Raw genomic sequence first — 13764 nt, 5'->3', positions numbered from 1 at the left:
AGCGCTGCAGCTCCTCGCAATGACGTGCTTTGCGCCCGCCTGGAGCACTCATGTTGAGGATCAGCACCGAAGCAGGACTTTAGTCCGGATTCCAAACCTCTGCACTTTCAATGCAGAGAATTTTATTTTTCAGCCCCGCCCAGCCACAGCAGGCTATTGATGATCATCTGGTTCTGCACGGGATTGTCAAAGGTATGGGAAAGGGTTTTATTGGTCCTGTTTTCATAATCGATATCGTTGTGCCCCATGTTCACATACACCATCTTGTAATTTTTGTTGCTCCATACCACGGGATAATACCCGCTGTGCCATATCTCATGCTGCTTGGGGCCGGTGCCCAGCGGGAAGCTGGAAGGGTCTATCGCCAGCAGGATGCGGATGTCCGGGTTTTTGCGGAGATCGTTTTCCCAGCGGTACCATTCATTCGGCGACGCGGAAAAGGTTTTGGGCAAAGCTTTCATGGCCGGATGCGTGGAGTCCTCCACCCGCAGCACTGCCGATGTAGGCCGCCAGGTGTTGCTGCCGTAGGAGCCCGAGCCGAGGAAGGTGTTGTGATACCAGTCCCAGTTCTGCGGAAACTGGGAGGGCGTGAGCGCAAACGCGGAGAAGTGAAAGCCCATCCAGGCGCCGCCTTTTTCCATATACTGTTGGAAGGCTTCGCGTTGGGCGGGTTTCTCAGGCCGTGTGTCCAGGAACAGCACAACGTTGTAATTGGCCAGGAAGGCGGCATTCAGGTTGTCCCAGTTGCTGGTGGAGTCATAGGTAAAATTGTACTTCGCGCCCATGGAAGGAAACCATTGATGGGCTTCGCGCACAAAACTGATGTGCGCCTGGTCGTTTTTGCCTGTAAAAAAAGCGATGACTTTAAAGGGGTGCTGTGCCAGGGCGCCGGTGCAGAAAAGCAAGGCAAGGCATAAGGTAGCGTGGAATTTCATACTTCTAAATCTACATTAATTTTTTAGAATCTTTCAGCCTCCGTAAATTGTAAAATGACTGCGCAAAAAGATAAAGAAAAACAGGCTGCGGCAAAGGTCGCGGCCGGCATGATAAAAGACGGGCAGGTGGTAGGCCTGGGCACCGGCAGCACCGCGGAATTCGTGATCCGGGAGATCGCCCTCCGTGGCCTCCGTATCACGGGTGTGCCCACTTCGGTGAGAACGGCGAGGCTGGCCGTTACGCTGGGCATCCCGCTGGCTGATATCAACTCCGTGGAAGCGATAGACATCACGATAGACGGCGCCGATGAATTCACGCCCGAGCTGTACCTCCTCAAAGGCGGCGGCGGCGCATTCCTGCGCGAAAAGATCGTGGCGGAAAGAACTCTCCGCGAGATCATTATTGCGGACAGCAGCAAACTCGTAGCGCAGCTGGGCGCGTTCAGGCTGCCCATAGAAGTGATCCCGTTTGCCCAGCGGTATGTGGAACAGCAACTGGAAAAGCTGGGTGCCAGCTGCCTCCTCCGGGAAGGGTTCGTGACGGACGAAGGCAACCGGGTACTGGATGCGGATTTTGGCCTGATCGGAGACCCTGCCGCGCTGGCCCTTGAGTTGAATAATATCACCGGCCTCGTTGCCCACGGGCTGTTTATCAACCTGGCCGATACGGTGATCATGGGGAAAGGAGCGGAGATCGTCCGCTTTAACCGCCACGGGAGCTGAAATACTGGTGCTTTTTATACCTGCTATATGCATATTTTCAGCTCTTTTGGAGTTCGGATCACCCTTTGTTAAATTGCATCAAACAGCATTCCACCAGTTATGAACACATTTGTCTTTTCCCGCAAGCCGGTAGCCAACCTGCTGATTGCGGTCCTCCTCTGCCTGGGTATCCACGCTTCCGCAAAGGATATCAATATCAGCTCCCGCGGCGCGGTAGGCGATGGGCAAACACTCAACACGAAGATCATCCAGCAGGCTATCGACGAATGCAGCCAGAGCGGCGGCGGAAAAGTGATCATCCCCGCGGGGAAATTCCTTTCCGGCACGGTAGTCCTGAAAAATAACGTGACGCTTCATCTCGAAGAAAATGCCGTATTGCTGGGCAGTACGGACGTAAACGACTACACGAACCCGGACCCCTTCACAGACGGCCTGGGCATAGACGTAGGCTGGGCGCTGCTCGCGGCGGTAGACGCCAGTAACGTGACCATCGAAGGCAAAGGCACGATCAACGGGCAGGGCTCCGCGCTGAAAGCAAAACAAATAGAGACGGACACCCGCTCCGAATCTCTCCGCTGGGGCCGCCGCCCTTTCCTCGTCAGGATCGTGCGCTGCAACGGCGTAAAGGTGACCGGCGTGAACCTCCAGTTTGCCGCCGCATGGACCAGCCACTATTTTCAATGTAAAAATGTAAAGATCGAAGATGTAAAGATCCTCAGTCATGGTGTGGCGCACAACGACGGCATCGACATAGACGGCTGCCAGAACGTGCAGATCGCCCGTTGCGACATCCAGAGCGGGGACGATGCGCTTTGTTTTAAAACCACTTCCAGCACCATGGCCTGCCGCGACATCACCGTGACGGACATGCGGTTGAAAAGCGGCCACGGCGCCATCAAAATGGGCACCGAATCCATGGCCCCGTTTGAGAACATCAAAATATCCCGTTGTTACATTTACGATACCAACAACGGTGGCATCAAACTGCTGACCGTGGACGGCGCGCATCTCCGCAACGTGGACATCAGCGACATCACCATGGAAAACGTAAAAACGCCGATGCTGTTCCGCCTCGGTTCGCGCCTGAGCGTATTCCGCAAAGGGAAGGACACCCAGCAGCTCACCGGCACCCTCACCAATGTGACCGTACGCAACGTAAAAGCCAATTCATCGAAGGTAACCCAGCTAAGCCCGCCTTCCGGCATCCTGATCACGGGTGTTCCGGGCCATTACATCACGGGGCTTACCCTGGAGAACATCGAGATCCGCCTCGCCGGCGGCGGTACTGCTGAAAACGCGCGCCAGGCAGTACCCGAGGCTATCGATAAATACCCGGAAGTGAAAACCTTCGGCCCTACCATCCCCGCGTACGGCATCTGGGCGAGGCACGTAAAAGGCCTGACACTGAAAAACGTTGTTTTTCACCTGGACACCAACGACGTAAGGCCCGCCTTTATTTGTGAAGACGGACAGGACATTACTCTCCAGGACTGGAAACTCCCCGAAACCACGGGCGGCGAATCCATCATCCGGCTGGAAAATGTGGAAGGAGCGAACATCTCCGGGGTGAATGCCAAAGGGCAGGCAACTTCGTTTGTGAAAGTGGAAGGGGAGAAAAGTAAAAATATCAAACAGGGGAAAAACATCGAACCTTCTAAATAAGACTATATTTTCAATGAGTAAAAAGGGCCGGTTTAAAACACCGGCCTTTTTTTTATGCATTTTCTCACCCTGATTAAGGAAAAATGCCACGCCTTCTATGAGTTGGGATGGGATGTTGTCAGTTTGAAGCAGGTGTTTGTCAGTTTTTTCCTCGACGTTGTCAGTTTTTACTCGGACGTTGTCAGTTTGAAGCAGGTAGTTGTCAGTTTTTTCCTCGACGTTGTCAGTTTTTACTCGGACGTTGTCAGTTTGAAGCAGGTGCTTGTCAGTTTTTTCCTCGACGTTGTCAGTTTTTACTCGGACGTTGTCAGTTTGAAGTAGGTAGTTGTCAGTTTTTTCCTCGACGTTGTCAGTTTTTACTCGGACGTTGTCAGTTTGAAGCAGGTAGTTGTCAGTTTTTTCCTCGACGTTGTCAGTTTTTACTCGGACGTTGTCAGTTTGAAGTAGGTAGTTGTCAGTTTTTCCTTGACGTTGTCAGTTTGAAGCCGGGGACTGTCATATTTAGGAGCCATGTCCCTGATCGGGCCGGGATGAATTTTTATAATTGCCCGGCCCTGCCGTCAAAAATGTTTGCGTTCTGGCCCGCAATTGCCGGCGGGTTGCTTAAGCCTGGTCACGCCTGGTAAAAATAAAGAAGCCCGCTGAAAAAGCGGGCTTCGATTCATATTGATGTATGATCACTGGACTGTTTGCGGTTCATACGGCGTGTAGAATGTATCTATCGCCGTTGCTTCAGGTTTAAAGGCAGTTCTGTACCTGATGGCTGTGCCCTGTTTGTACCCTTCAAGGAAAGTGGTATCCTTAAAAGCGGCGGGCCTGTTGGGGTCGGTGGGGTGTTTAAGCGCCACTTCCCTTTGTTTCACCACCTGGTCCGCCAGGTTCGTATACTCAATATCCACCGCCACCGCTTCGGGGTTGATGCCAAACCAGACGATCTCGGCTTTTTTGCCGGATGATTTGTAAGTGGCTTTGCGCACCGGGCGGTTAGATAAAGTGCTCAGGTAAACGGAACCGTATGCGGTGCCGATTATTTCCTCTTTTACGGATGAATGTCCTTTAGCGTCGTAAGTGTATACGTGAAATGCATACACGTTTTCATTCAGGTTAGGAATGATGATGCGGCAGGTATCCACACCGGAGGTGCGCTGCACCGGCACGTTCACCGAATCCGCGCCGTTGTTCCAGAACACCCTGCAATGGGTGATCTTGGGATCGGATACCAGCAGCCAGCTGAGTGCAATGCGGCTGTCGCCGGCGAAGGCTTTCAGCGAATCCACGCGCGCGGTATATATGATAACGCCGTCTTTAAGGAATTCCCGGTAACTGTCGTCCTGTTTGCCGCAGGCAGCGAGCAGGAGGCAGAGCAGGAAACCGGAGATATATTTTTTCATGTGCATGTTCGTCTTCATTTTAAGTTATTTGATCTGCCCCCAGATGGTCATTTCCGTGATATGGAAAAAGCCCAGCATACCCTGGATGGAGGCCCAGCTGTCGATGTGTTTCCAGGCGATGTAACGTACGGCGGGGGTGTTGAGAGGGAATTCGTATTCCTGCCCGTTGAGCACTACCTGGGTGTCTTCGTTTGTCACCTCACCGAGGGGCAGGCCTGAAGGTTTTACCATGGTGCGTGCGTCCAGCAGTACCCAGCTGTTCACATCCTTGGTATCGTTTGTGCCCCATATTTCCCACTGATGAGGGTTGCCGTGGCTGAAGGCGTAGCCGCCGGGCCTTTGCCAGATCTTGTACCGGCTCAGCTGCGCTTTTACGCCCAGGTCTATCGGTATCCAGAGGGGCTGGTCTTTATTTTCAGTGGTATGGAAGCCGTTGCCGCCCACGTTCCCGTCGAACATATTGCCAAAGGGCCAGGAGCTGAGGTTGCCAGGCTCCGCAATGTTCTTGCCTGACTGGGGCAGGGGGAAAAGCTGGGGAATGGGCCAGTTCTTTTTGCGGCCGTCCACGAACTTTTTCTTGTCCAGTTCTTCTTCATAGATGGGGGTAAGCGTTATTTCCATCGTGTCCGTATGGTTGTCCCAGCGGTCGCGCACGAACAGGCCAAACCTGGCCTGTACCGCGGGCAGGCCGCGAACGGAGAAATTGCCGGAATCAGCCGCGGTGTAGTAGTTGTCGTAGTGGTCCCACTGGTTGTCGTGGTTGTTCCATACCAGTACGCCTATTACGATGTTCCCGCCCAGGCCGTTTTTGAAAGTGGTATTGATACCGCCGAAGGACTCGCGTACGGCCAGGGATTTAAATACCGTATCGATGGCGGGGGGTAATGGTTTTATTTTTATTTCCACCGCGGCGGAGGATTGTTCGCTATAACTCACGGTGTAGAGTTTGACGGTGCGCTCGGCAACGTCGCCAAAACCTTCCACGATCACTTCACGTTTGTAAAAGGATGCTTTGGTTTCTTTTTTTTCGCCGTTCACTTCAAACTCCGCCCTTACATAGGCGAGGTTCTGATCATCGGGGAGGCTGTAGGTGATCTTTGCCGCTCCGGGTAACGCCGTAAACGCGGGCGATGATACCGGCTGTGGCGCGGAACCGTCTTTGGAAAGGGGGCTGGCGCCTTCTTCTTTACAGGCGGCCAGGCCCATGGTGATCAGTAGCAGGTAAGCAGATATTTTTCTCATGGTGAATGATTTGTCAGGTGAAAAATGTGCCGGGTATTACCAGCCGGGATTTTGAACCAGGTTGTGATTGATGGTCATTTCATTCAATTCTATCGGCCAGAGATAATCGCGGATGGTAAAACGCTGGTTGAACAGCAGGCGCTCCTTGTAATAGGAAGGTGCGTCTTTCTGCGTAATGTCCCAGCCTTTGATCGGCGCATTCAGGGCAATGTGCGCGGTTTTCCACCGGAGCAGGTCCCAGAAGCGTTGGCCTTCAAACGCCAGCTCTACGCTGCGCTCGTGCTGGATGATCTCCCGCAGGCCTTCTTTGGTCTGGTACTTCAGCGGTTCGTTGGAGAAGTTTGTCCAGGATTCGGCCACGCCTTTCAGGCCGGCGCGTGCGCGCACCTGGTCTATCCAGCCCATCGCTTCGGCGCTGGAGCCGTTCACTTCGTTCAGCGCTTCGGCGTAAAGCAGGTACAGGTCCGCCAGCCTGAATTCCGGCCAGGGGTAATTCACGAGGTTGCTGGTGAAGTTACCGTCCGCGGCTACGCTGGTTTCGATGTTCACCAGTTTTTTGATATTATAGCCGGTCACGGAATAGTTACTGATGCCGCGGCGGGAGCTGATCTCCCCGGCGCGCATCTTGGGGTAGAACAGTGGTTTGGTCACGTCGTAATTGCCGATCCAGTTGCCGAACCAGGTGCCGCGGTCAAAGGATACGCTGGCGTAAAAGCGCGGCTCACGGTCAAAATGCAGTTGCACGGTCTCCTGGTCTTCGGCAACGTAAAATCTTTCTTCCGGTTTTGCTTTGCGGAGGGTATACCGCCTGGCATAATCCCAGGTCCTGTCTTCATCGATGGGCACGCCGTTTTTGCTGTAGAACTGTTCCACCATTTTGATGGTGGGGGACAGGATGCCTTTGGGGCCTGATGTACTGGCGCCTTCGGCTATCAGCGGCATGCTCCATCGCTGCATATCGGCGGTGGTGCTGTTCGTATTGGCCCATATCACTTCCGTGTTGTTCACAATGGTCGTAAGCGATACGCGGAAGTCCAGTTCCGTCTGGATGGTATCGTTCAGCACGTAGCCGAACATGCCGGGGAAATGATACAGCGCATAACCCTGTGAATGGCAGAATTCAATGGCCTCGCGACATGCGTCCATAGCTCTGCGCCATTTTTCAACGCTGTAGGTCTGGTTGAAAAGGGGAGCGCCTTTGCCGGTTTTATCCTTTAAAGAAGCATAATCGGTATTGCCGTTGAACATCGGGCTGGCGGCTGTTACCAGTACTTTGGCCTTCAGTGCGAGCACGATGGGCTTGGTGATCCTGCCCATCTCGGTGCCTTCGCTGCCCGCCAGCATTTCCGGAAGGTTGGGGCTGGCATAGGCTTCGTCCAGCAATTGCACGATGTAGTTCACGCAACTGTCCACCGGCATACGCGCTACCTGTACTTCCTCCGGGCTGGCGGAGATCGGCAGGTTTTCCTTCATCAGCGGAATAGGACCGTACATGCGGAAAAGAAAAAAGTGGTAATAGGCTTTCAGGAATTTCACTTCCGCTTTCCAGCGGTCTCTTTCATATTCGGTCATTTCCTGCACCTTGTCTATGTTCGCGATAAAGGTGTTGCAGTCCCGCAGGCCGATGAACAGTGCTTTGCCGCGGTTGGTGCCTCCCCAGAAGTTGCCCAGCGGGTTGGATACGTTCTGCTGTCCTTTGGCGATGTTGTGAAACTGTGCCTGGATGTCTCTCGGCGGATCGTCGTGCCAGATCTCGTCCGCGCAGTTGAATGCCACGTTGTCGTTGAAGTGCCCGTTTGCCGGCATGTAGGAGTAGCAGGTGAACAGGAACCTTTCCGCACTGGAGCGCAGGGTGAAAGCGTTTTCTATCGTAGGAATGTTGTCTGGTACCACATCCAGGTAGTTACAGCCGCAGAGGGCCGCCAGCAACAGGAGAATATATGTCTTTTTCATCAGGTCGTTTTTTAGAATCCAATGTTGAGGCCGATATTAAGTACCTTCTGAACGGGGTACCCAAGGCCATTGCCCGCCATTTCTATATCCCAGAGCTTAAACCCGCTGATGGTGAACAGGTTTGTGCCGGAGCCATAGATGCGCAGCGATTCCATGTGCCAGCGTTTGGCGAGGTGCCTGGGCAGGGAATAACCGAGCTCTACCTGCTTGAGCCTCAGGAAAGAACCGTCGCGCATGAACCAGGTGCTTTGCTGCGCGCTGTTCTGGTTGATCTGCGGGCTCAGGCGGGGCCAGAGGGCATAGAGGTTCCTGTTTCCTTCGGACCAGTAGTTGTCAGAATACACTTTCAGCATTTGCGTTTCGGATACGGCCACGTCGCTGGCACTCTGCCTGTAGTCCACGAAGGGCGAGGTTTCTTCCACGTCTATCCAGAAGGAGGAACGGGCGGAACCTTGCCAGTAAAGAGAAAAGTCGATGTTTTTGTAAGTGGAGGAAAACCAGATGCCGTAACTGATCTCGGGGCGGCTGGGGAACCCGATGGGCACCATATCCCGCTGATCGATGATCTTATCGCCATTGATATCCCTGTATTTGATATCGCCCGCGCGGGTGATAAAGCCGTTGAAGCTCTGGGTGGGAGAACTTCTTACTTCCTCGTCGTCAATAAAAAGGCGCTCCGCGATGAAGCCCCACTGCTGTGCGGTGGAATGGCCTTTCCTGTAGCGGTAGGCCTCTTCGTACATCGGCTCTTCGTAGTTTTCGTAAAGGTTGCGGGCGAAGGTGAAAGTACCTCTCGCGGATATAAACCAGTTCTTGTTCACTTTGGCGTTGTAATCCAGCGTTGCTTCGTAGGATTTGCTGGAAGCACTGCCCACGTTAGCTTTGGGCGTGGCGCCCTGCAGGCCCATCGTTTTCGGGATGGATGCGCGGCTCATCAGGATGCTGGTACGGTGCTCGGTGAAATATTCGAGGATGATCTCCAGGTTCTTCAGCAGGCCGATCTCCAGGCCAAAGGTGGAGTTCTTCGCGGTTTCCCAGGTGATGGCCTGGTTGTCGTAACGCGAAATGGAAATGCCGGGGCGTGAATAAGAACCGGTATTGCCGAAACGTGCGCCTTTGCCCGCGTCATTCATATTCACGTTGGAGAGGTAGAAAAAGCGTTCGTCTTCATTACCGATCTGGTCGTTGCCCACCAGGCCGTAGTTCGCGCGTATCTTCAGTTTGTGGATGAAGGATTTGTACGGGTCCCACCATTTTTCGTTGGAGATGTACCAGGCTGCGCCCGCTGTGGGGAAGAAGCCGAAACGTTCCGCTTTATAAAAACGTTCTGAACCGTTGTAACCAAAGTTCGCTTCAAAGAAATACCGGTTGTCGTACCCGTAGGTGGCGCGGCCGGAAAGGCCCATGTTACGAGCGGGGAGCGACTTCTGTAAGCCGTCCGCATTGTTTCCCTCCAGCCTGTTGCGCGCAATGAAGATCAGCATGCCGGCCAGGTTGTGTTTGTTCTGGAAAGTGCGGTTGTAGTCCATCGCCAGCTCTCCGTAGAATACGGATTGTACCGTTTTGTCCCGGGGCACAAAGCCCAGGTAATCGGTGCCGGTTTCGGGATTGATGTTGTATATCTGGTATTCGTTCGTCGGTTTGTCGTAAGCGCCCACGGTATACCAGAAAGGCACGTACTGGCGTTGCAGCTCAAAGTAGGCGCTGCGGTTCGTGTTCATCATACCGCGGAGGGAAAGCCCTTTGGTGATGATGTTGGAAAGGTCCTGCTTCAGTTCAAACTGTGCGACCATCAACGAACGGGAATATTCCCTGTAACCTTTTACCATGTCCGCATAAGGGTTCAGGTACTGGCCCTGGTCTTCGTTGCCGAACATGATGTGGTTGATCCAGGCATGTTCGTTATCCTTCGGGTAATAGGCCGGGAAACGTACTTGGCTGGTGTGCAGCATTTTCCAGAACAGTTTTTCGCCGCCGTCTATAGGGCCGCTATAGTCGTCGAACGTACCGTTCAGGCGTACCATTACCGTAGTGGATTTTGTAACACGCAGTTCGATGTTGGAACGGAGGTTGTATGTTTTAAGATCGATGTTGTTGTTGAAGTTGTTGCGGTCGTCCGCTTTCAGGATACCATTGTCTTTGTTCACACCGCCGGAGATATAATAAGTGGCGATGTCGCTGCCGCCGCTCACGTTGAAGTTCGCACGTTGTGTAGTGGTGGATTTTTTAAAGAGCATTTCGCGCCAGTCCGTAGTGGGGTACACCACAGGATTCGTTCCTTCTTCCGTATAATCTATTTTAGCCTGCGAATAAGGCAGTGGCGCCAGCGGGTTACGCGTGGCCACGGCTTCGTTGTGCAGTTTCATATAGGTGACGGGATCGGTGAGCTCAATGTCGCGGGTAGGAGAAGAAAAAGAATTCTCCAGCCTGATATTGATCTTTGCTTTACCCGGACGGCCTTGTTTGGTGGTCACGAGGATAACGCCGTTCGCACCGCGTGCGCCGTACAATGCATTGGCTGTGGCGTCTTTCATGATGGAGAAACTGGCGATGTCATCCGGTTGCAGGCGCGCAAGTTCGGTGGTGGTATATTCGATGTTATCGATAAGGATAAGAGGGTCCTTTTTGTAACCGAAGGTGGTAGCGCCGCGGATGTAAAATTCCGCGTTGTCGCGGCCGGGCTCACCGCTCCGCTGGTAAGCGATAATCCCCGCCATTCTGCCTGCCAGCGCCGTGGTAAGGTTACTGGAAGGTACTTTTAATTCGCCGGGATTGATGCTGGTGATGGAGCCGATCACGGATTCGCGTTTCTGTTTACCATATGCAACGATCACCGTTTCGCCCAGCTGGTTATTTGCGGGGGCAAGGGTTACGTTGACGGTGGTTCTTCCATTCAGCGGCACTTCCTGTGTGGCGTAGCCGATCATACTGAAGACGATCACGAGGGTGTTGTCCGGAACGTCGAGGATAAAACGCCCGTTCATGTCTGATGTGGTACCGATGGTGGTACTGCCTTTCACAAGGATGGTCGCGCCGGGTACGGGGGAGCCGCTGCTGTCCGTTACCTGGCCTTTGATCTCCTTGTTGAAGGAAATGGCCGCCGCAGGCGGGGGCGCGGCTTTACTCTGTTGCAGTAATGGCAATAGCAATGCCAGTACGCAACAAATGCGCATGAGGAGGAGTCTTTTCATGTGTGCTTTTTTTGTACAGTTTTCCGGGCCGTCATTCAGTGGAAGAATGCAGCCGCATAGTTCATATTTGGTTGAAATGTAAAATCCTGCACCGGCGGTAGCCGGCAATTACTTGTGCAATCGTTTGCAGTATTGGTCCAGTAAAAAGCCCGCGATGGACTGTAGTTTAAGGAATCAGTTTTATAGGTGATAAATCTTCATAACGTGCGCCATTAGGGATAATCTAACGGATCTCTAGCTCTCTGTTTTCATTTCATGGAATACCGCTGTATGTTCGTTGATACAGAATCTGGTAATATAAAATTCTACAAATAAATCGAGCCTTCCTCCCGCGATTTTCCCTATTACTTGTACTTTTTTAACCAAGCGAGGTATTATTTACAGGGGGAGAGTGTGTATATGATACGGTATCTGATTTTTTTATGGTGATTGCAGCACGGCGGTTCTGGCGGAAACACCGTTTTCGTTGATCGCTTCGATCGAGAAATAATAAGGGAGCGTACGGTCCATGCCTTTGAAGTAGTATTCGTTGCTGCTATGTACCATAATACAGTTGTACAGCTTGTCCGGCGCCGTGCCGAAATAGATATTATAGGCATAGGCATAATCATTGGGCGCCCATTTGATCCACGCGCTCCGTTTGTCTTTCTCTGTACGCAGGACCATCAAACTTTTCACGGTATCAGGCTTGTTGCCTGGCCCGGCACCAAATACCCGTAGCCCGCTGATAGCGAATTTTCCGGTGGGCATATGGATATTTTCCAGTTTGATGAACCGGGTTTTTACAGGTTTGGGCAATTCTGTGTAATCGTGCGGCACGTCCGTCCGGTTACGGCTTTTGTCAACGAGCATTTCCCATTTTTTTCCGTCAGTGGAATGCATGAGTTTGTATTGATGATAGATGCCCGTCTGTTTACCGAGAAATTCCGCGTCCTGGTCCGCATAATTCACCTGGATGGCGCGCACGGTGCTCACCGCGCCAAGGTCTGTCTGTATCCATTCGCCGGCATTACCGGTGGCGGCGCTCCAATACGTTTTGATATTTTCATCTGTCGCATAGTTTGGGAGGAATGCGCCAAGCGTGGAAGAAACGGCCACGGGTTTATTGTAGTTCAGCAGCATCCAGCTGGTAAAGCCCTGCGTGATGTAATGCGGATAATCACCGAAGGCGGTATTGCAATACATCACCCCGTCTTTGTCAAAGCCGGCAGGCCAGAGGCCCAGCCTTCGTTCGAAATTATTTTTAACGGATAAGACCACCGTGGACACATGCCACCATTTTTGCGCATTGTCCTGGAACGTGGCGCCATGCCCCGCTCCCCGTGCAAATCCGCCGGGTTTGTAACTGAAAGGATCGGGCTGGGGGGTGAAAGGCCCGAGGGGATGATCGCCCACGACCACACCATCCGCGTAGCCGCTGAATTCTGTGCCCGGCGCACCGTACTGGAGGTAATATTTTCCATTGTGTCTGGTCATCCACGCGCCTTCGATGAACGGGTCCAGGAAGGTATTGTCCAGGTACTCGCCGAACCGCTGCCAGCCGTACCGCCAGTCTTCCAGCAGGTACATTTCTTTCCGGGTGCCGAGGGGTTGCAGCGTTTTGCGGTCCAGCTCCACGCCATACAACGGATACCTGTTGCTGCTGCCGTTGTACATATACAGGCGCCCATCGTCATCCGGGAAAAACGCGGGGTCCCAGCCGCCTATTTCAAAGGAATCGACTGCTTCTTTCCACTCGTTTTTTTTGGGATCGGTGCTCATCCAGATGGGGAAATTTTTGCTGTAGGTAGAGCCGAAGACCAGCATGGTGTCGCCCATGACAGTCACGGCGGGGGCGCAGAGCTCATCGTACACTTTATGCCAGGGTTTGAGGAATTTACGGGATACAAAATTCCATTTCAGCAGGTCCGGGCTCCACCAGTATCCCCATTGGTTGGTAGAAAACAGGTAGAAGTCACCTTTATAATTGACAATCACAGGATCGGCGGTAGCGCGGTGTTTTCCCCATTCCGTAAAATTCGGGATCGGGCAATAACCGTAATCGAGATTAAGCGGGTTGCAATAGGTGGTTTGGGCGCCGGAGTGCATGGCGGCCGTCAGCAACCAGATAATGAAGATCAGTTTCCGCATGTGCTGTTAAATTACAGGATTTTGAATCCCAGTTCCATAAATAATAACGGGAAGGGTTTCCCCAGGCTGTCCGTTTCGCAGCGCCCGGTCACCCTGAATCCGGAATGCAGGTAAAATCCTACGGCCTGTTCATTCTGTTCGTTCACATCCACACTGGTGGCGCCCTTTTCTATGATGGCGTATTGCAGCAGGGCTTTCCCGATGCCCTGGCCTCTTGCGGCGGGGTGAATGAACAGCATTTCTATCTTTCCATCCGCCACACCAATGAAGCCCGTGATTTTGCCGGCTTCGTCCTTCACGCAGGCAAGGTCCACCGCATACAGGTACTGCTCCAGGATCAGCGGCCTGAAATACTGAATGTCCGCTTCGGTGAGGAAATGATGGGTGGCGCGTACAGAGGCCTCCCAAACGTCTGTTAACTCGGGAAAGTCCTGGGTGGTAACCTGTTGGATCATGTTACAAATATAGGAAGACTATAGGTCAGTGAGGCAGAAGGGCTTTGTGTCGTAAATGGGTTATCGGGGATTAAACAGGGCA

9 protein-coding genes are annotated in these 13764 nt (G+C 52.9%); 2 read left to right on the top strand and 7 right to left on the bottom strand.

Annotated elements, in window-relative coordinates:
- Positions 1-122: 122 nt before the first annotated feature.
- Complete coding sequence (locus EG028_RS17120) at positions 123-935, bottom strand: ThuA domain-containing protein (protein WP_120517822.1); 813 nt, start codon at positions 933-935, stop codon at positions 123-125.
- Positions 936-989: 54 nt separating this feature from the next.
- Between EG028_RS17120 and rpiA the strand changes: the two genes are divergently transcribed.
- Positions 990-1658 carry a ribose-5-phosphate isomerase RpiA gene (rpiA, locus tag EG028_RS17115; protein WP_120517823.1) on the top strand — a complete coding sequence of 223 codons (669 nt, stop codon included), beginning with the start codon at positions 990-992 and terminating at the stop codon, positions 1656-1658.
- A 99-nt stretch (positions 1659-1757) separates the two neighbouring features.
- On the top strand, positions 1758-3320 hold the full coding sequence (locus tag EG028_RS17110) for a glycoside hydrolase family 28 protein (protein ID WP_120517824.1): 1563 nt from the start codon (positions 1758-1760) through the stop codon (positions 3318-3320).
- A 677-nt stretch (positions 3321-3997) separates the two neighbouring features.
- On the opposite strand, the gene EG028_RS17105 is transcribed toward EG028_RS17110, so the two are convergent.
- The 6 genes from EG028_RS17105 to EG028_RS17080 form a co-directional block, all read right to left on the bottom strand.
- Positions 3998-4729 carry a DUF4998 domain-containing protein gene (locus EG028_RS17105; RefSeq protein WP_120517826.1) on the bottom strand — a complete coding sequence of 244 codons (732 nt, stop codon included), beginning with the start codon at positions 4727-4729 and terminating at the stop codon, positions 3998-4000.
- A 6-nt stretch (positions 4730-4735) separates the two neighbouring features.
- On the bottom strand, positions 4736-5953 hold the full coding sequence (locus tag EG028_RS17100) for a DUF5000 domain-containing lipoprotein (RefSeq protein WP_120517827.1): 1218 nt from the start codon (positions 5951-5953) through the stop codon (positions 4736-4738).
- A 36-nt stretch (positions 5954-5989) separates the two neighbouring features.
- Positions 5990-7906 (bottom strand): RagB/SusD family nutrient uptake outer membrane protein, encoded by a 1917-nt coding sequence (locus tag EG028_RS17095; protein WP_120517828.1) that lies wholly within the window; start codon positions 7904-7906, stop codon positions 5990-5992.
- An 11-nt stretch (positions 7907-7917) separates the two neighbouring features.
- Positions 7918-11097 carry a SusC/RagA family TonB-linked outer membrane protein gene (locus tag EG028_RS17090; protein WP_120517917.1) on the bottom strand — a complete coding sequence of 1060 codons (3180 nt, stop codon included), beginning with the start codon at positions 11095-11097 and terminating at the stop codon, positions 7918-7920.
- A gap of 420 nt (positions 11098-11517) precedes the next feature.
- On the bottom strand, positions 11518-13227 hold the full coding sequence (locus EG028_RS17085) for a family 43 glycosylhydrolase (RefSeq protein WP_120517829.1): 1710 nt from the start codon (positions 13225-13227) through the stop codon (positions 11518-11520).
- 11 nt (positions 13228-13238) lie between these two features.
- A complete protein-coding gene (locus tag EG028_RS17080) occupies positions 13239-13682 on the bottom strand; it encodes a GNAT family N-acetyltransferase (protein ID WP_120517830.1) in 444 nt (147 codons plus the stop codon).
- Positions 13683-13764 lie beyond the last annotated feature (82 nt).

Source organism: Chitinophaga barathri (assembly GCF_003807585.1).
Taxonomy (GTDB): domain Bacteria; phylum Bacteroidota; class Bacteroidia; order Chitinophagales; family Chitinophagaceae; genus Chitinophaga; species Chitinophaga barathri.
Note: the sequence above shows the minus strand (reverse complement) of the source record. Positions and strands in the feature narration are given on the sequence as shown.

Bases quoted from the DNA above. Each gene is read 5' to 3' on its own strand.
- EG028_RS17120 (WP_120517822.1), bottom strand. From the start codon at position 935: ATGAAATTCCACGCTACCTTATGCCTTGCCTTGCTTTTCTGCACCGGC.
- rpiA (WP_120517823.1), top strand. From the start codon at position 990: ATGACTGCGCAAAAAGATAAAGAAAAACAGGCTGCGGCAAAGGTCGCG.
- EG028_RS17110 (WP_120517824.1), top strand. From the start codon at position 1,758: ATGAACACATTTGTCTTTTCCCGCAAGCCGGTAGCCAACCTGCTGATT.
- EG028_RS17105 (WP_120517826.1), bottom strand. From the start codon at position 4,729: ATGAAGACGAACATGCACATGAAAAAATATATCTCCGGTTTCCTGCTC.
- EG028_RS17100 (WP_120517827.1), bottom strand. From the start codon at position 5,953: ATGAGAAAAATATCTGCTTACCTGCTACTGATCACCATGGGCCTGGCC.
- EG028_RS17095 (WP_120517828.1), bottom strand. From the start codon at position 7,906: ATGAAAAAGACATATATTCTCCTGTTGCTGGCGGCCCTCTGCGGCTGT.
- EG028_RS17090 (WP_120517917.1), bottom strand. From the start codon at position 11,097: ATGAAAAGACTCCTCCTCATGCGCATTTGTTGCGTACTGGCATTGCTA.
- EG028_RS17085 (WP_120517829.1), bottom strand. From the start codon at position 13,227: ATGCGGAAACTGATCTTCATTATCTGGTTGCTGACGGCCGCCATGCAC.
- EG028_RS17080 (WP_120517830.1), bottom strand. From the start codon at position 13,682: ATGATCCAACAGGTTACCACCCAGGACTTTCCCGAGTTAACAGACGTT.